The organism is Streptomyces sp. MCA2, assembly GCF_023544705.1.
Taxonomy (GTDB): domain Bacteria; phylum Actinomycetota; class Actinomycetes; order Streptomycetales; family Streptomycetaceae; genus Streptomyces; species Streptomyces decoyicus.
Genome location: NZ_JAMJFM010000016.1, coordinates 125,474 through 148,931 on the forward strand (window position 1 = coordinate 125,474; position 23,458 = coordinate 148,931).

Sequence of the window (23,458 nt, forward strand, 5' to 3'; positions counted from 1 at the left end):
TCCTACGGCGCGGCGGCGTCCACGGCCTTCACGATGCGCTTGTCGGAGACCGGGTACGCGGTGCCCAGAGCGTGCGCGAAGTAGCTCACCCGGAGCTCCTCGATCATCCAGCGGATCTCCAGCGCCGCGGCCGGCACCGGGCGGCCCTGCGGGAACTGCTCCAGCAGCCAGGCGTATTCGTCCTGCATCTCCTTCACCTTCGCCATACGGGTGCGGTCCCGCTCGGCGTGGGTGGGCAGCTGCTGGAGCCGGCGGTCGGCGGCCACCAGATAGCGCATCAGGTCCGGCAGCCGCTTGGCGCCGTGCGCCGTCACGAAGCCCGGCTTGATCAGCGCCGCCAGCTGCTCCTTGATGTCCGTGAGGGACGGCAGCAGCGAGGGGAACGTCGTCTCCTTCAGTCGGCGCTCGCACGCCTGCCAGGCGGCCAGCACCTCCTGGACCTGCTGGATGGTCTTGAGCGTGACATCCACCAGATCGGCGCGGACCGCGTCGAACAGCTTCCGGAAGGACTCCTCGTCCCAGGCCGGGCCGCCCCGGGCCGCGATCAGGCGGTCGGCGGCGGCGGTCACACAGTCCTCGAAGAGCGCCGTGATGGAGCCGTGCGGATTACGGGACAGCGCCAGCTTGTGCTGATTGCTCAGCTTGCCCTGCGCGAACTTGGCCGGATTGGACGGGATGTTGAGCAGGATGAGCCGGCGGGTGCCCGCCCACATCGCCGTGAGCTGCTCGGCCTCGGTGTCGAAGAGGCGCACGGCGACGCTGCTGCCCTCGTCGACCAGTGCCGGGTACGCCTTCAGCGGCTGGCCGGCGCGCCGGGTCTCGAAGGTGCGCGGCAGCGTGCCGATCGTCCAGGACGTCAGCCCGGTCCGCTGCTCCGGGCCGGCCGGCGCCGGTCCGGAGCCCGCGCCGCCCTTGCGGTCCCCGGCGGGCCGCTCGGCGGCCTGCTCGAAGGCCTTGGAGATGGCCGCCCTGGTCTTCGGCTTGAGCTCCAGCTGGAGCGCCTCCAGGTCCTTGTCCTCGGCGAGCTTGCGACGGCGCTCGTCGACGACCCGGAAGGTGATCTTGAGGTGGTCCGGGATCTTGCCCGGATCAAAGTCCGCTGCGTCGACAGGTACGCCCACCATCCGCTGCAATCCCGCGGCCAGAGACGTCGTCAGGGTGCCCTGGAGGGGGACCGTGGAGTCCAGGAAGCGGGCGGCGAAGTTCGGTGCCGGGACGTAGTTGCGCCGGATCGGCTTGGGAAGCGACCGGATCAGCTCCGTCACCAGCTGCTCGCGCAGGCCCGGGATCTGCCAGTCGAAGCCCTCGGAGGAGACCTGGTTGAGGACCTGGAGGGGGACGTGGACGGTCACGCCGTCCGCGTCCGCGCCCGGCTCGAACTGGTAGGTGACCTTGAACTTCAGCTTTCCCTGCCGCCAGGAATCCGGGTAGTCGTCCTTCGTGACGGCCTCGGCGGATTCGTTGATGAGCATCGAGTGCTCGAAGTTCAGCAGCTCCGGCTCGTCCCGGTGCTGCTTCTTCCACCAGGCGTCGAAGTGCGCGCCGGAGACCACATCGGCCGGAATGCGCTGGTCGTAGAAGTCGAAGAGCGTCTCGTCGTCCACGAGAATGTCGCGGCGCCGGGCGCGGTGCTCCAACTCCTCGACCTCGCCGAGGAGTTTGCGGTTGTCATGGAAGAACTGGTGGTGGGTGCGCCAGTCGCCCTCGACCAGGGCATTGCGGATGAACAGGTCCCGCGAGGTCTCCGGGTCGATACGGCCGTAGGCGATCTTGCGTTGGGCGACGATCGGGACGCCGTAGAGCGTCACCCGCTCGTACGCCATCACCGCGGCCATCTTCTGTTCCCAGTGCGGCTCGCTGTATGTCCGCTTGACCAGGTGCTGGGCGAGCGGCTCGATCCACTCCGGCTCGATCTTCGCATTCACCCGCGCCCACAGCCGGGACGTCTCGACCAGCTCGGCGGACATCACCCAGCGCGGCGTCTTCTTGAAGAGCGCGGAGCCGGGGAACACCGCGAACTTGGCGCTGCGGGCGCCGAGATATTCGTTCTTGGCGTCCGTGTCCTTGATGCCGATGTGCGAGAGCAAACCAGAAAGCAGGGCGGTGTGGATGTGGTCGGGGGCCGCATCCTCCTCGCTGAGGTGAATGCCCATGGTCTTGGCGACCGAACGCAGCTGGGAGTAGATGTCCTGCCACTCGCGTATCCGGAGATAGTTCAGGAATTCACTCCGGCACATGCGGCGGAAGGCGGAGGAGGACAGCTCCTTCTGCTGCTCGCGGATATAACGCCAGAGGTTGAGGAAGGCGAGGAAGTCGGAGGTCTCGTCCTTGAACCGGGCGTGCTGCTGATCGGCCTGCTGCTGCTTGTCGGCGGGCCGCTCGCGCGGGTCCTGGATGGACAGTGCCGCCGCGATGACCATGACCTCGCGGACACAGCCGTTGCGGTCCGCCTCCAGCACCATCCGCGCCAGCCGTGGGTCGACCGGCAGCTGGGAGAGCTTGCGGCCGAGCGGGGTCAGGCGCTTCTTGGGGTCCTTCTGCTTGCTGTCGAGCGCGCCGAGCTCGCTCAGCAGGTCGACGCCGTCCTTGATGTTGCGGCGGTCCGGCGGATCGATGAAGGGGAACTTCTCGATGTCGCCGAGGCCGGCCGCGGTCATCTGGAGGATGACGGAGGCGAGGTTCGTCCGGAGGATCTCCGCGTCCGTGAACTCGGTACGGGAGAGGAAGTCGTCCTCGGAGTAGAGGCGGATGCAGATGCCGTCGCTGGTACGGCCGCAGCGGCCCTTGCGCTGATTGGCGCTGGCCTGCGAGACCGGCTCGATGGGCAGCCGCTGGACCTTGGTGCGGTAGCTGTAGCGGGAGATACGGGCCATGCCCGGGTCGATGACGTACCGGATGCCCGGGACGGTCAGCGAGGTCTCGGCGACGTTCGTGGCCAGCACGATCCGTCTGCCCGTATGCCGCTGGAAGACGCGGTGCTGCTCGGCGTGCGACAGCCGCGCGTACAGGGGGAGGACCTCGGTGAAGGGCAGGGCCTTCTTGTTGAGCGCGTCCGCGGTGTCGCGGATCTCCCGCTCGCCGGAGAGGAAGACCAGGATGTCGCCGGGCCCCTCGGACTGGAGCTCGTCCACGGCGTCGCAGATCGCGGTGATCTGGTCGCGGTCGGCGTCCTGGCCGCCCTCCTCCAGCAGCGGGCGGTAGCGCACCTCCACCGGATACGTACGGCCGGAGACCTCGACGACCGGCGCGGTCGGCTTCGCCTCGTCGCCGCTCCCGGAGGCGTCCGGGGCAGCCGGGGAACCGGCGCGGCCCGGCGCCGCCCCCACGGTCGCGAAGCTGCCGAAGTGCCGCGCGAACCGCTCCGGGTCGATGGTCGCCGAGGTGATGACGACCTTGAGGTCCGGGCGCCGGGGCAGCAACTGGGCCAGATAGCCGAGGATGAAGTCGATGTTGAGGCTGCGCTCGTGGGCCTCGTCGATGATGATCGTGTCGTACTGGCGCAGCTCGCGGTCCGTCTGGATCTCGGCGAGCAGGATGCCGTCCGTCATCAGCTTGACGAGGGTGTCGCCGCCGACCTGGTCCGTGAACCGGACCTTCCAGCCGACCGCCTCGCCCAGCGGGGTCTTCAGCTCCTCGGCCACCCGCTCGGCGACCGTACGGGCCGCGATCCGGCGGGGCTGGGTGTGCCCGATCAGGCCCCGGATGCCGCGGCCGAGCTCCAGACAGATCTTGGGGATCTGTGTCGTCTTGCCGGAGCCGGTCTCACCGGCGACGATCACGACCTGGTGGTCGCGGATCGCGGCGAGAATGTCGTCCTTCTTCTGGCTGACCGGAAGCTCTTCCGGATACCTGATCTCGGGCACCGCGGAGCGCCGCTGGGCGACCCGCAGCTCGGCTTCGTCGATGCCGTCGGAGATCTCGGCGAGGACGGCCGCCCGGGCTTCGGGCTTACGGATCCGGCGCGCACCGTCGAGCCGGCGTCCCAGCCGCTGCTGATCGCGCAGCATCAGCTCGGGCAGCCGCTCCAGCAGTGCGTGGAGGGTGGGAGCAGGGGTGCCCGGCAGGGCGGGAGCAGTGCCGTCGGGCAGGGCGGAGGCAGGCTGACTGGACATACGTCCCCCAGGATCTCACCTCACGTAATCGACTGGCGAACCATTTGCCCGCACGGCCGGATCATGGACACCTGGGAGGCCGCACACGGGGCATCTGCCCGGGTATGCCCGGCATTGCTGCCTTAGCGTGTCCCTATGGCTGATCACCGCGGCCCCTCGGGCGATTCGGGTCCGCCCGGCGAACCCGCCCGGCACGGCGCACACGGCAGGCCGCGGACCGTGGCGGAGAAGTGGGCGGACTTCAAGGCGTCGCCCCACTTCCCCGCGGTCGTGCTGGTCTTCATCGTCGCCGCGGCGGCCGGCCTCTTCGCCGGCTCGTACACGTACGCCATGGCCAATCCGACCCCGCGGTCGATCCCGACCGCCGTGGTCGGCTCCCCCGGCGTCCCGCAGGTGAAGGCGTTCACCCTGGGGATGGAGAAGGCGCTGAAGGCTTCGCTGCAAGTGACGCAGTACGCCACGTACGGCCAGGCCCGGCGGGCCGTCGACGAGCAGGAGGAGTTCGCGATCCTGGGCGCCCGCGGCAAGAGCGTGGAGCTGGACGTGTCCGGCGCCTCGGGTGCCACGGTGGCGCAGCTGCTGGCCGAGTCGGGCGCGAAGGTCGGCAGGGCGATCGGCGTGGACGTCCGGATCCGGGACATCAAGCCGCTGCAAAAGGGTGACCCGCGCGGCCTGGCGCTGTTCTACATCTCGCTGGCCGCGGTGATCATCGGCTTCGTCGGGGCGATCCAGCTCAGCGTGCACGCCCGGGCCCTGGAGCCGGCCGAGCGGATCGCCTTCACGGTGGTCTATGCGCTGCTCGGAGGTTTCTGCATCGCGGCGGTCGTCGACTGGTGGCTGGGCGCGCTGCGGCTGCCGTTCGTGGAGTCCTGGCTGATCCTGGCGCTGACGATGTTCACGTCCGGGATGGTCTTCACGATGTTCAACGCCCTCATGGGGCGCTGGGCGATGATCCCCACCTGGGGACTGATGGTGCTGCTGGGCAACCCCTCCTCGGGCGGTGCGGTCTCCTGGCCGCTGCTGCCGTCCGGCCTCGGCCACATCGGCCGCTGGCTGCCCCCGGGCGGTTCGGTCAACGCCCAGCACACCGCCGTCTACTTCGGCGGTCACCAGCACGCCTTCCCCTTCCTGGTACTGGCCGGCTGGCTGGTGGTCTCGTGCACGGTCTTCTGGGTCCTGCGGCACCGCCACCCGGGTGGCCGGGAGACGGCACCGGCCCCTGCCGCGGACGCCTGAGCCGGCGACTGGAAGAAAGCGCGACGCCGAAAAGGGGATTACGAGGCCTTTGTGCGTACGCAAGGATGGCCGTATGGACAAGGGATTACGACGAATAGCGGGCGTCGTCTTGATGGTCGCAGGTATCGCGTGCGCAGCCTGGCTGGTCTTCGGCGCGCCGCACGACTGGGACGGCGATGTGCGGCTGGTGCGGATGGCGCTGGGCCTTGCGGCAACGGGGGTGATCAGCGGCGGTGCCCGGCTGATCTTCTGGCAGCCGAAGAGCGAGAGTGTCGAGGCCGCCGACGTCGCATAGCAACGAAGAAGGCCCCGATTCGATGAATCGGGGCCTTCTCCCAATGGGTGTGGCTGGGGCCGGGGTCGAACCGGCGACCTATCGCTTTTCAGGCGATCGCTCGTACCAACTGAGCTACCCAGCCGCAGCGGTCCTGACGGGATTTGAACCCGCGGCCTCCACCTTGACAGGGTGGCGAGCACTCCAAACTGCTCCACAGGACCTTGCATTGTGCGAAAGCGGCGTGAACCAGTCTCGCACACGGTGATGCGTGCCCCCAACGGGATTCGAACCCGTGCTACCGCCTTGAAAGGGCGGCGTCCTGGGCCACTAGACGATGAGGGCTGGTGGCCACCTTGGCGTCGTTACCGGCGCCGTCGGGGACGTGAGAAGCATATGGGATGGGAGGACGGTTCGCCAAAACGGTTTACCGGGGGCCGTCGGAAGGGCTCCCGGACGGGTGTGAAGGCGGGCCGGACGGTGGGCCGGACGAGTGAGGGGAGCCGGACGGCGCGGGCGTGGCGCCGGGTTGGTTCTCGCGGGGGAGGTGGCGGCTGACCTCGGCCCGGGACAGGCCCAGTCCGCCGAGGGTGATCTCGTCCCACGCCTGGAGCCGTTTCGTCGTGCGGTCCAGATAGAGCACGGACGCCTCGACCGGTGCGGGCTTCTTGTTCTGCACCGCCCGCAGCCCGCCGCCGCCCGTGGAGCCCTCGACCATCAGCCGGGTGCCCTGGGGGAGCAGGGTGTTCTCGCGGTGGTGGATATGGCCGGCCAGTGCCAGCGGGGCCAGTCCGTCCGCTTCGGTCACCGCGGTGGGGTTGTGGGCCAGCGCGATGTCGACCGGGGTGCCGGCCAGCCGCTGGGTGCGCAGCGAGTCGGCGAGCCGGCCGCCGGCGGTGCGCTCGGCGGGCTCGCCGGCCGCCACCACGGAGCGGTCCGGGGTGAACTGCGGGTCGCCGACGCCCGCGATGCGCACGCCGGCGACCTGGGCGACCTTGCCGTGGTCGAGGACGGTGACGTGGGCGCGGCGGGTCAGGTACTTCTGCGTGCTGCGCGAGTCGTGGTTGCCGCGCACCCAGACGTACGGGGCGCCGAGGGCGGAGACCGGGGCCAGGAAGTGGTTCTCGGCGGCCGAGCCGTGGTCCATGGTGTCGCCGGTATCGATGATCACGTTGATCCGGTACTGCTTCACCAGGGAGGCGATGATCCGCCAGCTGCCCGGGTTGAGGTGGATGTCGGAGACGTGCAGCACCCGGATGGTGGTGGGGTCCGGCTGGTACACCGGCAGCGTCGAGGTGGCGTCGTAGAGCTTGGTGACATTGGTGACCAGGCGCGCCAACTCCTTTTGGTAGACGTCGAATTCGCTGACGATGTTGCGGGCGTTGCCGACCACGGACGGGGCCGAGGAGAGCAGCCCGGAGAACTTCGGCTCCAGTACGGACTTGGGGTTCCACGTGGCGTACGCGGTGCCCGCGGAGGCGGCGAGCAGGGCGAGCGCCAGCCCGCCGGCGGCCAGCGCGCGGCGCGGACGGCGGTAGACGGCCAGTGCCAGCGCGGTCGCGCCGGACGCCACGGCGACACCGGAGTGCAGCGCCAGCCCCAGTGCGCCGCGGGTGACGTCATGGGTGACCTCGGCCTGGAGGCCGGCGAATCTCTCGGGGTGGTCGACCAGCGTCTGGGAGCGGACCGGGTCCAGCCGGTCGACGTCGACATCGAGCCGTACGGGCGCAAAGTGGCTGCTCAGTTCCAGGTCGCCGAGCGGCGGGACATTGATCGTCGTGCCGCCGGTCAGTGAGGGGCGCAGCGCCATGCTGGTGTCCATGGGGCCGACGGGGGCGTGGACGCGGCCGATGAGGAGCAGCCCCAGCCAGGCACCGAGGACGGCGACGGCTATCAGGCCGAGCGAACGGGCCAGGGGGTGCGGCGGCTCGATGAGGATCGCAGTGGGGGCCGTACGGCGGGAGCGGTAGGTGCGGCGGACGGTCGCGGGCGGCGCGGGTACGCCGTCGAACCAGGTACGGAGCAGCCGGTGCAGCGGGTGGTGCGGTGGGTCGGGGTTCGGTGTCCGGGAGCGCGCGGCGCGGGCCATTGGTCCCGTATGCCCTGCCATGGCCGCCGTTAAGCGGGGAGCGGCGGCTTCCGGTTGGGGTGCGGAGTGACGGGCGGGCCGCGACGATCGGGGGTGGGGCCGGGTGGCGGAGAATGGTGGTGTGCTGGAAATGACGCGCGAGGAGTTCGAGGAACTGGTTGCCGAGGCGCTGGACCGGATCCCGCCGGAACTGACCCGGCTGATGGACAACGTGGCGGTGTTCGTCGAGGACGAGCCGCCGGCCGACGACCCCGGGCTGCTGGGGCTGTACGAGGGGACGCCGCTGACCGACCGCGGGGAGTGGTACGCGGGTGTGCTGCCGGACCGGATCACCGTCTACCGGGGGCCGACGCTGCGGATGTGCGACACGCGTGAGGACGTGGTCGCGGAGACCGAAGTGACGGTCGTTCATGAGATCGCGCACCACTTCGGGATCGACGACGAGCGGCTGCACGCGCTCGGCTACGGCTAGAGCGGCCTGGGGGCGGGGCGGCGCAGAGCTCGAATGGCGGGCTCTCATCGGCCGGGTCTTCCGGGCCGGCCTCACGGGGCGGGCCCGGCGGGCCGGTTCTGCGGGACGGCGTGCGTCCGGGCCCGGTCCGAAGGTGCGGCCGGCGCGATCGGCCGGGCCCCGTGCGTGTCCTCAGGTGGGGAGCGGGAGTTGGGCAGGGCGTCCGTGCCGCTGTCCCTGCGCTCCGGATCCGGAGGTCCCGCCGTGCGCCCGAGCCCTTACGACCACTCGCCCCTGACGCCGACACCGTCCCCGTCGTCGTCCGTCACCGCCGCCCCCTCGTCGCGCCCGCCGACGAGCCGGATGCGCTCCCGGGCCACCGCCGCGGCGGTGGCCGTCTCCGCGCTGGCCGCGTCGCTGGCCGGCTGTATGAGCGTGAGCGACGCGGAAAAACCGAGACCCTCGGGCAGTACCGCGCAGCACGACGGGAAGGACGGGACCGGCCCCGGCGGGGTGACCGCGGACGGCCGTGGCACCGGTCCGCGGCGGATGGGCCACAAGGGCGCCGGGAAACCGGCCGGTGGCGACGACAAGGCGAAGAAGTCGTCCGGGAGCGCGGAACCGACGCCGTCCGAGCCCGGTGTGCCGTCCCACCCCGTGCAGCCGTCGGGCCCCGAGCCGGGTGCGGGCGGCGCCCCTGGCGGCTCCGACGGTCAGGGCGGCCGCCCCGGGCACCCGAAGCCGTCGCCGTCCCACCCCGAGCACCCCGCCACTCCGCCGGCCTCGCCCCCGCCCAGTACGCCCACCGCCGCGCCGACCCCGCCGCCGAGCAGCCCCCCGCCGCCGCCGAGCTCGCAGGCCTCCGGACCGTCCCCCGTGGCACCGATGTCGTCACAGCCCGACCTCTACGAGGAAGGGGCGTAGGGGGAGATAGCGGAAGGGACGCACGGGCGCGTGGCGTTGTCCGGGCAGGGGGCTACAGGGGGCGGAAGGCCCGGGCCGGAAGGTCATTTGCCATCCGGGGGGCGGAGTGCGTATGGTGGTAGATCGTTTGATCCCATTTGCCCGGCGCCAGAAAAGAAGCGCGCCGCGTGGCGCGTTCTCTCCCTTGCCGTGGCTGACCGCATAGAGGCGGTCGTGTGAAACACACGGAGTTTGGGCGCGTGCCGAGACTCCGGAAGGTTTCGCATTTCGCATGTCCATTTCCACTGAGCAGTCCGTCATGCCCGCATCCGACGAGCAGACGGTTCCCGAGGTGACGGCGGCCGACGAGTCGCCCGAGACCCCCGCGGCGGAAGCCGCCACCGACACCGTCACCTTCGCCGACCTCGGACTGCCCGAGGGCGTCGTCCGCAAGCTCGCGCAGAACGGCGTCACCACCCCCTTCCCGATCCAGGCCGCGACCATCCCGGACGCGCTGGCCGGCAAGGACATCCTCGGCCGCGGCCGCACCGGCTCCGGCAAGACGCTCTCCTTCGGTCTGCCGACCCTGGCCCAGCTCGCCGGCGGCAGCACCGAGAAGAAGAAGCCCCGCGCGATCATCCTCACCCCGACCCGTGAGCTCGCGATGCAGGTCGCGGACGCGCTCCAGCCCTACGGCGACGTGCTCGGCCTGAAGATGAAGGTCGTCTGCGGCGGTACGTCCATGGGCAACCAGATCTACGCCCTGGAGCGCGGTGTCGACGTCCTCGTCGCCACCCCGGGCCGGCTGCGCGACATCATCAACCGTGGCGCCTGCTCCCTGGAGAACGTCCAGGTCGCGGTCCTCGACGAGGCCGACCAGATGTCCGACCTGGGCTTCCTGCCCGAGGTCACCGAGCTGCTCGACCAGATCCCCGGCGGCGGCCAGCGGATGCTCTTCTCCGCCACCATGGAGAACGAGATCGGCACCCTGGTCAAGCGCTACCTGACCAACCCGGTCACCCACGAGGTCGACAGCGCCCAGGGCAACGTCACGACCATGACCCACCACGTCCTCGTCGTGAAGCCGAAGGACAAGGCGCCGGTCACCGCCGCCATCGCCGCCCGCAAGGGCCGCACCATCATCTTCGTCCGCACCCAGCTGGGCGCCGACCGCATCGCCGAGCAGCTCGTCGAGTCCGGTGTGAAGGCCGACGCGCTGCACGGCGGCATGACGCAGGGCGCGCGGACCCGGGTGCTCGCGGACTTCAAGGACGGCTACGTCAACGCGCTGGTCGCCACCGACGTCGCCGCCCGCGGTATCCACGTCGACGGCATCGACCTGGTCCTGAACGTCGACCCGGCCGGTGACCACAAGGACTACCTGCACCGCTCGGGCCGTACCGCCCGCGCCGGCCAGTCCGGCACCGTCGTCTCGCTGTCGCTGCCGCACCAGCGCCGCCAGATCTTCCGCCTGATGGAGGACGCGGGCGTGGACGCCTCGCGCCACATCGTCGGCGGCTCCGGTGCCTTCGACGAGGACGTCGCCCGGATCACCGGTGCGCGTTCGCTCACCGAGGTCCAGGCCGACGGCGCCAACAACTCCGCCAAGCAGGCCGAGCGTGAGGTGGCCGAGCTGGCCCGCGAGCTGGAGCGCCTTCAGCGCCGCGCCACCGAGCTGCGCGAGGAGGCCGACCGGCTGACCGCCCGTGCCGCCCGTGAGCGTGGCGAGGACCCGGCCGAGGCGCTTGCCGCCGCGGCCGTCACCGCCGAGGCCGAGGCCGCCGCCGAGGCCGCCGTACCGGCCCAGGCCGGTGGGTCGGACGAGCGCCGCGACGACCGGGGCAACTTCGACCGCCGCGACCGTCGTGACGACCGCTCGGGTGGCCGTTCTTTCGACCGTGACCGTCGCGATGACCGTTCCGGTGGTGGCTTCAACCGCGACCGTCGTGACGACCGTTCCGGTGGGCGTTCCTCCGACCGTCGTGACGACCGCTCGGGTGGCCGTTCTTTCGACCGTGACCGTCGCGATGACCGTTCCGGTGGTGGCTTCAACCGCGACCGCCGCGATGACCGTTCCGGTGGGCGCTCCTTCGACCGTCGCGATGACCGTTCCGGTGGTGGCTTCAACCGCGACCGCCGTGACGACCGTTCCGGTGGGCGCTCCTTCGACCGTCGTGACGACCGTTCCGGTGGCGGCTTCAACCGCGACCGCGGCGACCGTCCGAGCCGTCCGTTCAACCGTGACGACCGTTCCGGTGGCCGTCCGGCCTCCGGTGGCTACCGCTCCGGTGGCGGCGACCGTCCGTTCAACCGTGACGACCGTTCCGGTGGCCGTCCGGCCTCCGGTGGCTACCGCTCCGGTGGCGGCGACCGTCCGTACGGCCGTCGTGACGACCACCGTGGCGCGACGACCGGCTCCATCGGCCGCCGTGACGACAAGCCCCGTTGGAAGCGCAACGGCTGATCATCCAGGCTGACCGCAGGGCCCGTACGCACTCAAGTGGCGTACGGGCCCTGCGTGTTGAGCGGGGGTGCCGACCCCGTGGAGGTCCGCCGAAGGGGCCTGTGGCACCCTTCGGGGCAGCCTGATCCCTAATGCCTTCGGGCTGTGGCACGTCCTCGGGCTATGCTGCTCGGTGCGGGCCATTAGCTCAATTGGCAGAGCAGTGGACTTTTAATCCATTGGTTCAGGGTTCGAGCCCCTGATGGCCCACCAGAAGTGGACGGGAGAACCGTCCGGCCTGCTGAGCAGGACCCGAAGGGCCCGGACCGTATGCGGTCCGGGCCCTTCGCGCTGCCCGGGCCGTGAGCGGCCGCCAAGTGGGCCTGAGGGGGGCGATCTTGTGCTGTCGGCTGTCGGCTGTCGGCTGTCGGCTGTCGGCTGCGGACTGCTGACTGCCGTCTGGGGTCTGCCGTCTGCTGCCCTGGCCTGTCCCGTGACCCGTCCGGCCCCTGAGGATTCGCCGCCCGGTGCCGTACCGGAAACGCTGGGGACATCGACGCGGCCGCCACCACGGTGCTCGTACGGACGGGCGGGAGCGGGAAGAGGCCGGTGCGGATGCTCCAGGACGAAGCGCCTCCCATGGATGAGGGGGAGCGGCGGGTGCGCCGCGGCCGGCGGGCCCCCTCCGGCCGCTACCTGATGCGCAGGCTCCCCGCCCTTCTGATCGTCTGCGGCCTCGCCCTCGGCATCGGCATGCCGGCCGGCTACACCGCCGCCCCCTTCTTCTGTGCCGCCCCGCTGGTCGCCGCCTCGCTCTCCTCCCTGCGTACCACCGCCGTCGCGGCCCTGGCCGCCGTGCTCGGCGAGATCTGGGCCGTCACCTACCGCGGCGCCGCACCCGGCTACGGCGAGTCGCTGGCGGAGACGGCCATGGTCTTCGTCATCGCGCTGCTGGCCCTCGGCGTCAACCGGGTCGTCCGGAGGAGCGATGCCCACCTCGCGTCCGTACGGGACATCGCAGAGGCCGCCCAGCGCGCCGTACTGCCCACGCCGCCCGAGCAGCTCGCCGGCCTCGCCGTAGCCGCCCGCTACGTGGGCGCGCGGGCGGATGCCCGGATCGGCGGCGACCTCTACGCGGTGCAGGACACCCCGCACGGCGTACGGCTGATCGTCGGCGACGTACGGGGCAAGGGGCTGGAGGCGGTGGAGGCCGCGGTGATCGTCATCGGGGCCTTCCGTGAGGCGGCGGAACAGGAGACGACCCTGGAGGCGGTGGCGGGCCGGCTGGAGCGGGCGCTGCAACGGGAGGGCGGGCGACGTGCGGGGCTCGACCAGTTCGAGGGGTTCACCACTGCCGTCCTGGCCGAGATCCCCGCCAACGGGCAGTCCGTACTGCGCGTGCTCAACCGTGGCCACCCGTCCCCACTGCTGCTCACCCCGGACGGCGGTCTGCGCGAGCTGGTGCCCGCGGCGCCGGCGCTGCCCCTGGGGATGGGCGAGGTGGCGAGCTGGCCGGACCGGTCGGACGAGACGTTCTTCCCGGCCGGTGGCCTGCTGCTCTTCTTCACCGACGGGGTGACCGAGGCCCGCGATCTGCTGGGCCGCTTCTACAACCCGTCGAGCAGACTGCGCGGCCGCCGCTTCACGGGCCCGGACGACCTGCTGGAGACCCTCGTCGAGGACGTCGCACGGCATACGGGCGGTGCGCCGGCTGACGATATGGCCTTGTTGGCGGTGCAGCGGCCGATGGGGGTGTAGCGGTCGAGGGGGCATGGCGGCTGGTGGGGGTGTAGCGGCCGGTGGGGGCATGGCGGCCGATGGGGGCGTGGGGAGGCGTTGCGGGGTGCCGTGACGGGGCGTATGGGGGCGTGTGCGGGGGCGTCGTCCGTTCAGCCCCCGGCCAGGCCCTCCGCGCCCGGGAGCCGTCGCAGGATCTCGCCGTGGGGACCGGTGAGCGCGACCGGGCGCTCGTCCAGGGCGAGGGTCAGCAGTGCGTCATCCGGGTGCGGTGGGTGGTGCGCCGGCGGGGTGGTCCAGGGCAGGACGGAGTGGTGCTCGTTGGCGAGCCAGTGCCCGCCGCCGGCCCGGCCGTCCAGCAGCGACCGTACGAGCCGTGCGAACTCCTCGCGGCGGGCGGGCGGGAGGTGGATCAGCGCGTCGGTGTGGAAGACGACCAGGGTCGCCTCGGGCGGCGCCTCGGCGGCGAGCGCGGGCAGCTCGTCGAGCAGATCGCCGCGCACCATCCGCGGCCGCGGCACCGACCGCACCGCGTCGACGGCCGCGGACAGCCGCGCCGCCCGCGCCCCGTCGCCCGGCCAGACCAGTGCCTGTAGCCAGCGCAGATCGTCCGGTTCGGCAGCCGGGTCGAGCGGGTCGAGGCCGATCCCGCCCCGCCAGACGATGTGGGGCAGCCGGTCGGGCAGCTCGTCGGCCGGCCATCCCGTACGGCACCCGAGCACCAGCGGATTGCCCGGCTCCCCTACCTCGGCCCGGAGGGGGTCTGGTCGGTGGGCGTCTCCGTGGAGGGCGTCTCCATGATGGACGTCTCCTTGGAGGGAGTCTCCCGGGAGGGCGCCTCCCGGGAGGGCACCCCCGCCCGCGCCCCGGTCGTCCTCGTAGCGGTAGTGGTAGCGATAGCGGTCGGGGTGCAGACACAGGCCCGCCGACGTGCCGACCTCCAGCAGCGCCAGCGGTTGCGGCAGGCGGGCGAGCAGTGGCAGCAGCGTGGCGCAGTGGGCCGGCTCGTCGGTCCGGGCGGAGCGCTGCATGATCACCGCGCGCACTTCGTCCCAGTGCCGGATGGTCCACTCGCGCCAGCGCCCGTACGCCATGTCACCGCGCGGGCCCAGCTCGGCGTGCGGCCCGTCGAGATAGCGGACGGCGGCGAGCAGGAGGTCCGGCTGCTGTTTGTCGCCGGCCGGCAGCGACCCCGACAGCAGATCGCAGAGCTCCGGGTCGTGGCCGATCCGCGCGCTCAGCTCCTCATGCGCGGTGCACCGCCCCCGGGCCTGACGCCAGGAGAACTCCCGGTACCGCCCCGCCACTCCCCAGGCGCCGGCGGCAGCGCTCTCGACGTTCCCGGTGTTCCCGACGTTGACGACCATGATCCGACGTTACTGCTCTCACGTTCCGTAACCGAGGGGCACCCCTCCGCATAACAACTGACGCACAATCAACGGGAGATCGTTTAGAGGTGGACGGTCAACTCGCCCGTTTTGCGGCCATGGTGGCCGAAAAAGTCCATGCCAAACCTTGTGCGGAGACGACAGGGATTCACGGGAAGGCTTGGAATTCGGCTGCGATCTCTATTACTGTCCGATAACGCAGCGCGGTCGTCCCAGCCGTCGCAAGAGGCGGCACCGCGCGCCGACGCCGAATCCCGCACGCGCTTTTCACGCACCTCCAGCACCTCGAACTGCACCAAGGGAACCGGGGAACCACTTCCTTGGGGTGAATCGGACGCCCTCCGCCAGCGGGCGCCCGTAGGAGACCTTCCTGCTCCGAACCCGTCAGCTAACCCGGTAGGCGAGAAGGAAGGAAAGGAGAGCGCCCCCGTGGCGTCCAACAGGCCTGCCCCCGAGGGTCCGTCCGCCTACGACCTCGATCACCGAGGTGCCTTTCAAGGCCCCGGTGATGCGGACAACATGAACGACGGACCGTGGGAGGAATGGAATCCCACCGAGGACTCCATCCGCTCCGTCCGCGGCAAGCACCGGGTGGCCAAGCAGCGCGGCGGCGGACTCGCCCGCAGCGGCACGGTCCTGGGCGTCGGCGTCATCGCCGCGGTCGGCGCCGGCGGAATGGCCACGGCCGAGGGCCGCCCGGCGGTTCCGATCTCCATGCCGGACGTCGGCGGAATGGCCGACGACCTCGCCGACAAGCTCCCGGACGCCGAGTCCCTCCCCGGCGTCGGCGACCTCATATCGGACTCGGACTCGGGCACGGACTCCGCCGCGGCCGCGGCCTCCGCGACGGACGGTGCGGTTCAGGACGTTTCCGGCCCCCTGACCCAGGCCTCCCGGACGGACTCGGGCACGGGCGCCGGCGAGGCGCTGCGCAGCCGCATCCTCCAGCAGGCCGACGCGCAGCAGGACGCGGCCGAGCACGAGGCCCGTGAGGCCGCCGAACACGCCGCTTTCCAGCAGGCCGAGACCGAAGCCGCCACGCACCAGAAGTCGGCCGAAAAGGCCGCAGCAGCCAAGAAGGCGGCCGAGATGGAGGCCAAGCGCGAGGCCGAAGAAGCGGCCCGCCGGAAGGCGGAGGCCGCCCGCCTCGCCAAGCTGGCGAAGAACTTCATCGCGCCGGTCTCCTCGTACACCCTCACCGCCGGCTTCGGCCAGGCCGGCGACCGCTGGGCCGCGGACCACACCGGACAGGACTTCGCCGCGCCGACCGGCACTCCCGTCAAGGCCGTCCACTCCGGCACCATCACCCAGGCCGGCTGGGCCGGCTCGTACGGCTACCGCATCGTCCTCACCCTCGACGACGGCACCGAACTCTGGTTCTGCCACCTGTCCTCGATGGTGAAGACCTCCGGCAAGATCAACACGGGCGATGTCATCGGCCGCGTCGGCGCCACCGGCAACGTCACCGGCCCGCACCTTCACCTGGAGGTGCGCCCTGACGCCGGGGACCCGATCGACCCGATGCCGTGGCTGCGCGATCATGGCATCAATGTGTGACGTACGGCTTCAGGGCAGGTGTGATGCGGGGCCTCAGGGTGTGACGCGCGGCTTCAGGGCTGGCGTGGCGCGTGGCCTCAACGTCTGGCGCGTGGCCTCAGGGCGTGACGTGCGGCCTCAAGGTATGACGCGCGGCTTCAACGTGTGACACCTCTGGTGACACCGCTGACGGACGTGGCTGCTGGGGGGCAGCGGAAGGAATAACTCCGCGCCCCCCGACGCTGCCACCACGCATGACCGCGACACAAAGCCCCCGAAACCACCGGCCGCTCGGCTCGCTCACCGTTTCCCTGCTGTCCCTCGGCGGGAACGTCTTCGGCTGGACGGCCGACGAAGCCGACTCCTTCGCCGTGCTCGACGCCTATGTGGCGGGCGGTGGCAACTTCATCGACACCGCCGACGCCTACTCGGCCTGGGTCCCCGGCAACAAGGGCGGCGAATCCGAGACGGTCCTCGGCAACTGGCTGGCCTCCCGCGGCAACCGCTCCGATGTCGTCATCGCCACCAAGGTCGGCGCCCACCCGGACCTCAAGGGCCTGTCCGCCGCCACCATCAAGTCCGCGGTCGACGGATCCCTCACCCGTCTGCGCACCGACTACATCGACCTCTACTACACCCACTATGACGACGAATCGCTCGAGGTCGGGGAGTTCCTCACCGCTCTCGACGACCTCGTGCGGGCCGGCAAGGTCCGCGAGATCGCCGCGTCCAACATCTCGGCGAAGCGCCTGGAGGAGTCCCTGGCCTTCTCCGCCCGCGAGGGCCTGGCCCGCTATGTCGCCCTCCAGCCCCACTACAACCTGGTCTCCCGCGACACCTACGAGGGTGAACTCGCCGACGTGGCCGCCCGCCACGGCCTCGCCGCGGTCCCGTACTTCGCCCTCGCCTCCGGCTTCCTGACCGGCAAGTACCGCCCGGGGACGACCGTCGACAGCGCCCGCTCCGGAGGCGCGCTCAAGTACGTGGACACCGACCGCGGTCAGCGCGTCCTCCAGGCCCTCGACACCGTCGCCACCGCCCACGAGGCCGAGCCGGCCACCGTCGCCCTCGCCTGGCTCGCCGCCCAGCCCACCGTCGCGGCACCCATCGCCAGCGCCCGCACGGTGGAACAGCTGCCGGCGCTGCTCGCGGTGGCCGACCTGACGCTGACGGAGGCGGAACTGGCGCTGCTGAATGAGGCATCGGCCTGAACCACGCCAGACGAGGGGCGGAGGGGGCGGGGCCACCAAGGCCCCGCCCCCTCCCCGCACTCCGCTCCTGCTCTGCGCCCGCTCTACATTCCGCTCCACATTCCGCTCTGCTCCCGCCCTACTTCCGGCGGTCCACCGCCACCCAGGACGCGAGGGCCACCCCACCCGCCACCGCACACACCGAAGGCCAGGCCCCGATCTTCTTGGCCAACGGATGCGACCCGGCAAACGCCGCCACGTACGCCCCACCCAACGCCGCCGCCGTCGCGTTCCCCGCCTTCTCCTGCCACCCCTTGGCCGCCACGGCCCCGGCCACAGCGAGCGCCACCCCGCCGAGCGGCCGCTTCTTGGTCCAGCGGGCCACGGCGTAGCCGCCCAGCAGGCCGGTTGCTGCAATCACGCTTGTCGGTACGCCGGTCATCACAGAAACCTCCACATCAGGGGATAACTCTGACGACCCTACGCGCGGTTTTCGCGGATCCCGCACGATGTGCTGCCTCAGGCGTGGGCGCTCCGGTCGGGGTGCCAATGAGGGGTGTCAGATGAGGGGCGCCGTGTGAGTAAAGGCGCTCCGTACCCCGCTGTCGACGGAGATAGGGGTCCGTCGGCGACGAACGGTGTGGGGCCGGCGGTCGCTGTTGTGCGGGTCAGGGTCGGCGCTAATTGGTGCGGTTGCGCGAGTCTTCGGGGCCGTATGGCTGCTCCCCGGTCACCCACGCATCCACCAACGCCGTTTGCCCCCAAGCCTGGTAATGCCGCAAATGCTGCAACAAGTGCTGTTCCCTGGTCATGAAGTCCGGGGAGGGGCCCAAGAGGCAAGCCCGCCGTCGATGGAACGACAGCGTGGTGGCGATGGTGGCGTATTCGGTGACGGCGCGGGCGGCGGCGGGGCCCTGGGTGTGGCGGGCGATGTCGCGGGCCAGGGCGCGGGTTTTGAGGGAGGAGAGGGCGGCGGGTTCGGTGGGGGTGAGCCAGCCGGCGGTGATGTAGGGGGCGAGGTAGCCGCGCAGGGAGAGCAGTTCTTGGTTGCGGGCCCAGATCGCCAGCCAGGTGAGGGCGATGAGGACGGGGACCATGAAGAGGCCGTAGACGGTGAGGAAGCCGAGGTCGCCGAGGGAGGAGGCGCCGTTCCAGATGGCGTGCAGGAGGACCGAGGTGAGCAGGCCGAGGAGGGCGAGTGCGATGCGGGCGGCGCGGCGGCGGGGGTAGCGGGTGGCGGCGATGCCGAAGGCGAGGCCGGTGAGGATCGTGAAGAGCGGGTGGGCGAAGGGGGAGACGATGATGCGGAGGAAGAAGGTGCCGGCGGTGAGTGAGTCCAGGCCGGAGTGGCCCAGGGACTGGTCCTCGCCGAAGGCGTTGCCCAGGTAGAGGACGTTCTCGGTGAAGGCGAAACCGGTGGCGGTGATGCCGGCGATGACGATGCCGTCCGTGATGCCGTCGAAGTCGCCTCGCCGGAAGCGGTAGAGGAGGAGTACGGCGGCGGCCTTGACCACCTCCTCGACGACCGGGGCGATGGCCGTGGCGCCCCAGGCCTCGGCCTCGGAGGCGGAGGCGGAGGCGATGTTGGCGGCCAGCCAGTCGGTCGCGAAGCCGTTGGCCAGGAGCGCTACCAGGGTCGCGGCACAGGCGCCCCAGGCGAAGGCGAAGGCGAGGTTGCGCCAGGGCTCGGGCGCGACGCGGTCGAGCCAGCAGAACGCCGCGATGAGGAGCGGTACCGGGAAGACGGCCAGGCCGAGGCCGACCAGGAAGCCCTCGGTGCCGGTCTCCTGGCGGACCATGCCGACGATGATCACGCCGGAGAGCGCGAACATCGAGATCAGCGCGATGGCGCGGAGCGTTCTGCTGTGCCAGGGGGCCGTCCGGCGGCGGTGCGCGCCCGCGTGTTCGTGCGCGTGGGGTGTGTACGGGGGAGGGGTGGGCGCGGACGGCGGGTGCGGGGGCGGCTGGGACGGGTACACCCGTCGACCCTAACGAGCGGCGATCGCCTACGCGTCGCGGCGGCGGAAGACGAGGTCGTGGACGACATGCCCCTTGTCCAGGCCCTGACCCTCGAACTTGGTGAGGGGGCGGAAGTCCGGACGCGGCGCATAGCCGGGGTAGAGGTTTTCGAGCGTCGGCTCGGCGGAGAGGACCTCGAGCATCTGCTCGGCGTACGGCTCCCAGTCGGTCGCGCAGTGGACGAGGGCGCCGGGCGCGAGCCGGGTGGTCGCCAGGGCGATGAACTCCGGCTGGACGAGGCGGCGCTTGTGGTGGCGCTTCTTCGGCCAGGGGTCGGGGAAGTAGATGCGCAGGCCGGCGAGGGAGGCGGGCGCCAGCATCTCGCGCAGCAGGATGATCGCGTCGCCGTTGGCCACCCGGATGTTGGACAGCCCGTTCCGCTCCGCGAGACCGAGCAGATTGCCCTGCCCGGGGGTGTGGACGTCGCAGCCGAGGATGCCGGTGGCCGGGTCGGCGGCGGCCATCTGTGCCGTGGCCTCGCCCATGCCGAAGCCGATCTCCAGGACGACCGGCAGCCCGTCGAAGAACGCGTCGAGGTCGATACGGGAGAGCCCGTCGATGTCCAGCCCCCATGTCGGCCACAGGCGGCGCAGCGCATCGGCCTGGGTGGGCGAGACACGGCTGCGGCGGGGCTGGAAGGAACGGATGCGCCGCTCGTGATGCGAACCCGCGGGGTCGGCGGCGGGGCCGGTTCCGTCGGGGAACATGGGCTCACCGCGGCGCGGGGTGGCGGCCGAGACGGCGGTGGAGCCGAGGCTGCGGGCTTCCGGCGCGTCGGCTTCCTGGGGGACGGCTTCGCGGGCGGGGGCCTGGGGGGCGGCGGCCGGAGCGTCGGCGTCCAGGGCGTTCGCTGCGCGGGCGTCGGTTTCGGGGGTGGCGGGATTCTCGGACACAGTGAGGTGATTCTACGGATGGTGGGGCGGGGGAGGGGCGGCTGAGGGCCCCGGCGGGACGCGGCGCGCGGTCGGGCCCGGTGGCTGGTGGGTGTTGGTCGGTGGGTGGGGCGCAGGGGGCTGCCCCGGCGTCCGTCAGCGCCCCAGCACCCCCAGTACTCGTCGTGCCACCTCGCGTCCGATGGGGAGCGAGGCCGTGGCGGCCGGGGACGGGGCGTTGAGGACGTGGAACATGCCGGGGGATTCGGCGAAGAGGAAGTCGTCGACGAGGGTGCCGTCGGGGAGGACGGCCTGGGCGCGGACGCCGGCCGGGGACGGGCGCAGGTCCTCCTCGCGGGCGGCGGGGAGCAGGCGGCGGACCGCGTCGGCGAAGGCGCGCCGGGACAGTGAGCGGTGGAGTTCGCCGGCGCCGTAGCGCCAGTGGCGGCGGGCTATCCGCCAGGCGCCGGGGTAGGCGAGGGTGCCGGCCAGCTCGGCGGGGCGGAGGGTGCGCCAGTCGTAGCCCTCGCGGGCCAGGGCGGGGACGGCGTTCGGGCCGATGTGGACGGCGCCGTCGATGCCGCGGGTCAGATGGACGCCGAGGAAGGGGAAAGCCGGGTCGGGGACCGGATAGACCAGGCCGCGGACGAGCGAGGCGCGCTCCGGAGCGAGGGTGAAGTACTCGCCGCGGAACGGGACGATCCGCATGCCCGGGGCGTCGCCGGCCAGCCGGGCGATCCGGTCGCAGTGCAGACCGGCGCAGTTGACCAGGGCGCGGGCGCGGTGGACCGTGCCGTCGGCGCTGCGGACCGCCACCCGGCCGGGGCGGCGGCCGATGGCCGTCACCTCGGTGCCGTACACGATCCGGGTGCCGGCGTCCTCGGCGAGCCGGGCGAAGCGGCGGGCGACCGCGCCGAAGTCGCAGACGCCGGTCGTGCCGACATGGATGGCGGCCAGGCCGCGCACCTCGGGTTCGTACTCCGCTATCTGGGCGGGGCCCAGTTCGCGCACCGGCAGGCCGTGTTCCCGGCCGCGCTGGATCAGGCCGTGCAGCCGCGGCAGCTCGCTGCGGTCCGTGGCGACGATCAGCTTGCCGGTGACCTCATGCGGAATGTCGTGTTCGGTGCAGAATTTCACCATCTCCGCCGAGCCCTGGAGGGCGAAGCGGGCCTTGAGCGAGCCGGGTGGGTAGTAGATGCCGCTGTGGATCACGCCGCTGTTGCGCCCGGTCTGATGGCGGGCCGGACCGGGCTCCTTCTCCAGGACCACGACGCGCGTGCCGGGTGCGGCGCGCGTGATCGCGTAGGCCGTAGAGAGTCCGACGATGCCGGCACCGATCACCAGCACATCGCAGTCGTACGCCGCCACTGCACCTCCCCAACCGCATGACCGCAGGCCCGCCCGTCGCCGCGGACCCGCGCATCATCGCCGACGACGTATCCCATCATGACGGCCGGCACTGACAATGCCGATCGGACAGCCCCGGAACGCCGACGCGACGGTGTCCGGAGCCGCTCCTCCGCGGCCCGCTCTTCGGGCGCACGACGGGAGTGCGACGACTCAGGGCCCAGGAGGTGTCTCCACGGAGACCGGGGAGGCATCCCCTAGGCCGGCGCCGCCAGCAGCGGTCTCGCCCGCTCCCGCAGCTCCACCACCCGCGGCTCGTCGCCGTACGGCTCCAGGCGGTGCAGCAGATCACGGACGTACTCGGTGGTGCGGGCGGAGGAGATGCGGCCGGCCACCTCGACCGCGCGGGTACCCGCCGCGCAGGCCGCGTCCAGGTTGCCGGACTCCAGTTCGGCGACCGCGGACACGACCAGGCGCAGACCGTGGGAGCGGACGAACTCCTCGGTGGGGCGGGACAGCGCCTGCTCGGTGAAGCGGCGGACCTGACGCGGCAGCCGCAGATCGCGGTAGCACTCGGCGGCGTCGGCCGCGAAGCGTTCGTACGAGTAGAAGTCCAGCCACGACGGGTCGGGGTCGCCGCTGCGGGAGCGCTCCAGCCAGCCTTCGGAGGCCTTCAGCGCCACCTCGCAGGCACGTGCCTCGCCGGCCTTGGCCTGCGCCCGCGCCTCCACCAGGCGGAAGAAGCTCATGGTCCGGGCCGTGGCCAGACCGCGGTTGCGTTCCAGGGCGGCCTGGGCGAGGTCGACGCCCTCGTCGGCGAAGCCGCGGTAGGTCGCCTGGAGGGACATCGAGGCGAGAACGTATCCCCCCAGGGGGACGTCGGCGGCCGCGCGGGCCAGTCGCAGCGCCTGGATGTAGTACCGCTGTGCGGCCTCCTGCTGGCCCGTGTCGAAGGCCATCCACCCGGCGAGCCGGGTGAGCTCGGAGGTCGCCCCGAACAGCGCCCGGCCCACTTCGTCGCTGTACGAGGCGAGAAGTAACGGCGCCGCATCCACCCGCAGGCACTCCGGGACCATCGAGGAACGCCAGTCCCCGCCGCCGTACTTGGAGTCCCAGCGGCGCGCGTCCTCCGCCGCCTCGCGCAGCTTGCTGACATCGCTGTGGCCGACGTGCTGCGGAATCCCGCCGTCGCCGGCCGCCGCGGCGTCCTTGTCGCGGGCCTCGGCCGCCTCCCGCGCCACCGAACTGTCGGCCGGGGATATCAGCCAGCGCGAGGCGGGGGTGGCGTATGCGCTCACGGCGAAGGATCCGGCCAGGCTCTGCCAGATGCCGCCGCCGCCCGCCCGTCGTCCGGCCAGATCGAGTCGGTACAGCTCGGTCGCGGAGCGCACCGCGGCGCCCACATCGCGGGGAAATGCCAGGCCCACCTCGGGCGCGGGGTCCGCGTCGGCCAGCCCGATCTCGTGCAGCGGGACCGGCCGGCCGAGTTTGCTGCCGATCGCGGACGCGATCAGATGGGGCGCGGCGCCCTGGGGCACCATGCCCTTCGAGACCCATCGCGCCACCGACGTCTTGTCATAGCGAAGCGTCAGTCCGCGCTGCGCACCGAGGTCGTTGACCCGGCGCGCCAGTCCGGCATTGCTGATACCCGCGAGGGCGAGAACAGTGCCGAGCTTTTCGTTCGGCCCGCGTATATCCCTGGACATGCGCACCCCTCGACACAGCGACGGCCGCCCCGGTACCCCGGGGCATGCGTCCACCCAGAGTAGTTCGCCGGATCCCGACCGTTAAGAGTCGGTGTCCCGGATGGCGAGATTCGTGTTCAAACAGGGGTGCGGGAATTGGCATGTGCTCCGGGTAC

At 71.5% G+C, this 23,458-nt stretch carries 16 protein-coding genes, 4 tRNA genes and 1 riboswitch; of the genes, 9 read left to right on the forward strand and 11 right to left on the reverse strand.

Annotated elements, in window-relative coordinates:
• Positions 1-2 precede the first annotated feature (2 nt).
• Positions 3-4,112, reverse strand: a complete 4,110-nt coding sequence (gene hrpA / locus M8I34_RS15990) for an ATP-dependent RNA helicase HrpA (RefSeq protein ID WP_250050121.1) — start codon at positions 4,110-4,112, stop codon at positions 3-5.
• A gap of 135 nt (positions 4,113-4,247) precedes the next feature.
• Between hrpA and M8I34_RS15995 the strand changes: the two genes are divergently transcribed.
• Both M8I34_RS15995 and M8I34_RS16000 read left to right on the forward strand, forming a co-directional pair.
• The gene (locus M8I34_RS15995) at positions 4,248-5,348 is read left to right on the forward strand and encodes an ABC transporter permease (protein ID WP_250050122.1); all 1,101 of its coding nucleotides are present in this window, start codon (positions 4,248-4,250) and stop codon (positions 5,346-5,348) included.
• Positions 5,349-5,421: 73 nt separating this feature from the next.
• Positions 5,422-5,643: a hypothetical protein gene (locus tag M8I34_RS16000; protein ID WP_250050123.1), complete on the forward strand. Its 222-nt coding sequence runs from the start codon at positions 5,422-5,424 to the stop codon at positions 5,641-5,643.
• Positions 5,644-5,693: 50 nt separating this feature from the next.
• Here the strand turns inward: M8I34_RS16000 and M8I34_RS16005 are convergent.
• The 4 genes from M8I34_RS16005 to M8I34_RS16020 all read right to left on the reverse strand — a co-directional run bounded on the left by M8I34_RS16005 (position 5,694) and on the right by M8I34_RS16020 (position 7,711).
• Positions 5,694-5,767, reverse strand: a tRNA-Phe gene (locus M8I34_RS16005).
• 4 nt (positions 5,768-5,771) lie between these two features.
• Positions 5,772-5,846 (reverse strand) — tRNA-Asp (locus M8I34_RS16010).
• Positions 5,847-5,894: 48 nt separating this feature from the next.
• A tRNA-Glu gene (locus M8I34_RS16015) sits at positions 5,895-5,967 on the reverse strand.
• 82 nt (positions 5,968-6,049) lie between these two features.
• A complete protein-coding gene (locus tag M8I34_RS16020) occupies positions 6,050-7,711 on the reverse strand; it encodes a metallophosphoesterase (RefSeq protein ID WP_250050124.1) in 1,662 nt (553 codons plus the stop codon).
• A 121-nt stretch (positions 7,712-7,832) separates the two neighbouring features.
• On the opposite strand from M8I34_RS16020, the gene M8I34_RS16025 reads away from it, so the two are divergent.
• From M8I34_RS16025 to M8I34_RS16045, 5 genes are all read left to right on the forward strand, one after another.
• Entirely contained in the window at positions 7,833-8,183 is a 351-nt protein-coding gene (locus M8I34_RS16025; protein WP_006604686.1) for a metallopeptidase family protein, read from the forward strand.
• 243 nt (positions 8,184-8,426) lie between these two features.
• Complete coding sequence (locus tag M8I34_RS16030; RefSeq protein ID WP_250050125.1) at positions 8,427-9,086, forward strand: hypothetical protein; 660 nt, start codon at positions 8,427-8,429, stop codon at positions 9,084-9,086.
• A gap of 271 nt (positions 9,087-9,357) precedes the next feature.
• Positions 9,358-11,529 (forward strand): DEAD/DEAH box helicase, encoded by a 2,172-nt coding sequence (locus M8I34_RS16035; protein WP_250050126.1) that lies wholly within the window; start codon positions 9,358-9,360, stop codon positions 11,527-11,529.
• Between the two features lie 176 nt (positions 11,530-11,705).
• Positions 11,706-11,781, forward strand: a tRNA-Lys gene (locus tag M8I34_RS16040).
• Between the two features lie 366 nt (positions 11,782-12,147).
• Positions 12,148-13,266, forward strand: coding sequence for a PP2C family protein-serine/threonine phosphatase (locus M8I34_RS16045; RefSeq protein ID WP_250050127.1), 1,119 nt, complete (start codon positions 12,148-12,150; stop codon positions 13,264-13,266).
• Positions 13,267-13,397: 131 nt separating this feature from the next.
• Here the strand turns inward: M8I34_RS16045 and M8I34_RS16050 are convergent, their stop codons facing one another.
• A complete protein-coding gene (locus tag M8I34_RS16050) occupies positions 13,398-14,612 on the reverse strand; it encodes a DUF2332 family protein (protein ID WP_250050128.1) in 1,215 nt (404 codons plus the stop codon).
• Between the two features lie 283 nt (positions 14,613-14,895).
• Positions 14,896-15,051, forward strand: a riboswitch (cyclic di-AMP (ydaO/yuaA leader).
• Between the two features lie 11 nt (positions 15,052-15,062).
• On the opposite strand from M8I34_RS16050, the gene M8I34_RS16055 reads away from it, so the two are divergent.
• Together M8I34_RS16055 and M8I34_RS16060 are read left to right on the forward strand one after the other, a co-directional pair.
• Positions 15,063-16,190, forward strand: coding sequence for a M23 family metallopeptidase (locus tag M8I34_RS16055; protein WP_250050129.1), 1,128 nt, complete (start codon positions 15,063-15,065; stop codon positions 16,188-16,190).
• A 233-nt stretch (positions 16,191-16,423) separates the two neighbouring features.
• A complete protein-coding gene (locus tag M8I34_RS16060; RefSeq protein ID WP_250050130.1) occupies positions 16,424-17,380 on the forward strand; it encodes an aldo/keto reductase in 957 nt (318 codons plus the stop codon).
• Between the two features lie 118 nt (positions 17,381-17,498).
• Here M8I34_RS16060 and M8I34_RS16065 read toward each other — a convergent pair whose 3' ends face one another.
• The 5 genes from M8I34_RS16065 to M8I34_RS16085 form a co-directional block, all read right to left on the reverse strand.
• Positions 17,499-17,801, reverse strand: coding sequence for a hypothetical protein (locus tag M8I34_RS16065; RefSeq protein ID WP_250050131.1), 303 nt, complete (start codon positions 17,799-17,801; stop codon positions 17,499-17,501).
• 238 nt (positions 17,802-18,039) lie between these two features.
• Positions 18,040-19,338 carry a PrsW family intramembrane metalloprotease gene (locus M8I34_RS16070; RefSeq protein WP_250050132.1) on the reverse strand — a complete coding sequence of 433 codons (1,299 nt, stop codon included), beginning with the start codon at positions 19,336-19,338 and terminating at the stop codon, positions 18,040-18,042.
• Positions 19,339-19,365: 27 nt separating this feature from the next.
• The gene (gene trmB / locus M8I34_RS16075) at positions 19,366-20,271 is read right to left on the reverse strand and encodes a tRNA (guanosine(46)-N7)-methyltransferase TrmB (protein WP_250050133.1); all 906 of its coding nucleotides are present in this window, start codon (positions 20,269-20,271) and stop codon (positions 19,366-19,368) included.
• A gap of 135 nt (positions 20,272-20,406) precedes the next feature.
• Positions 20,407-21,618 (reverse strand): L-2-hydroxyglutarate oxidase, encoded by a 1,212-nt coding sequence (gene lhgO / locus M8I34_RS16080; protein WP_250050134.1) that lies wholly within the window; start codon positions 21,616-21,618, stop codon positions 20,407-20,409.
• 236 nt (positions 21,619-21,854) lie between these two features.
• The gene (locus M8I34_RS16085; RefSeq protein WP_030088381.1) at positions 21,855-23,303 is read right to left on the reverse strand and encodes a hypothetical protein; all 1,449 of its coding nucleotides are present in this window, start codon (positions 23,301-23,303) and stop codon (positions 21,855-21,857) included.
• Positions 23,304-23,458: the final 155 nt, after the last annotated feature.

What these genes read in the sequence shown, in the direction of transcription:
- hrpA (WP_250050121.1), bottom strand. Translation starts at nt 4,112, where the DNA reads ATGTCCAGTCAGCCTGCCTCCGCCCTGCCCGACGGCACTGCTCCCGCC.
- M8I34_RS16000 (WP_250050123.1), top strand. Translation starts at nt 5,422, where the DNA reads ATGGACAAGGGATTACGACGAATAGCGGGCGTCGTCTTGATGGTCGCA.
- M8I34_RS16020 (WP_250050124.1), bottom strand. Translation starts at nt 7,711, where the DNA reads ATGGCCCGCGCCGCGCGCTCCCGGACACCGAACCCCGACCCACCGCAC.
- M8I34_RS15995 (WP_250050122.1), top strand. Translation starts at nt 4,248, where the DNA reads ATGGCTGATCACCGCGGCCCCTCGGGCGATTCGGGTCCGCCCGGCGAA.
- M8I34_RS16085 (WP_030088381.1), bottom strand. Translation starts at nt 23,303, where the DNA reads ATGTCCAGGGATATACGCGGGCCGAACGAAAAGCTCGGCACTGTTCTC.
- M8I34_RS16060 (WP_250050130.1), top strand. Translation starts at nt 16,424, where the DNA reads ATGACCGCGACACAAAGCCCCCGAAACCACCGGCCGCTCGGCTCGCTC.
- M8I34_RS16035 (WP_250050126.1), top strand. Translation starts at nt 9,358, where the DNA reads ATGTCCATTTCCACTGAGCAGTCCGTCATGCCCGCATCCGACGAGCAG.
- M8I34_RS16065 (WP_250050131.1), bottom strand. Translation starts at nt 17,801, where the DNA reads ATGACCGGCGTACCGACAAGCGTGATTGCAGCAACCGGCCTGCTGGGC.
- M8I34_RS16045 (WP_250050127.1), top strand. Translation starts at nt 12,148, where the DNA reads ATGGATGAGGGGGAGCGGCGGGTGCGCCGCGGCCGGCGGGCCCCCTCC.
- M8I34_RS16050 (WP_250050128.1), bottom strand. Translation starts at nt 14,612, where the DNA reads ATGGTCGTCAACGTCGGGAACACCGGGAACGTCGAGAGCGCTGCCGCC.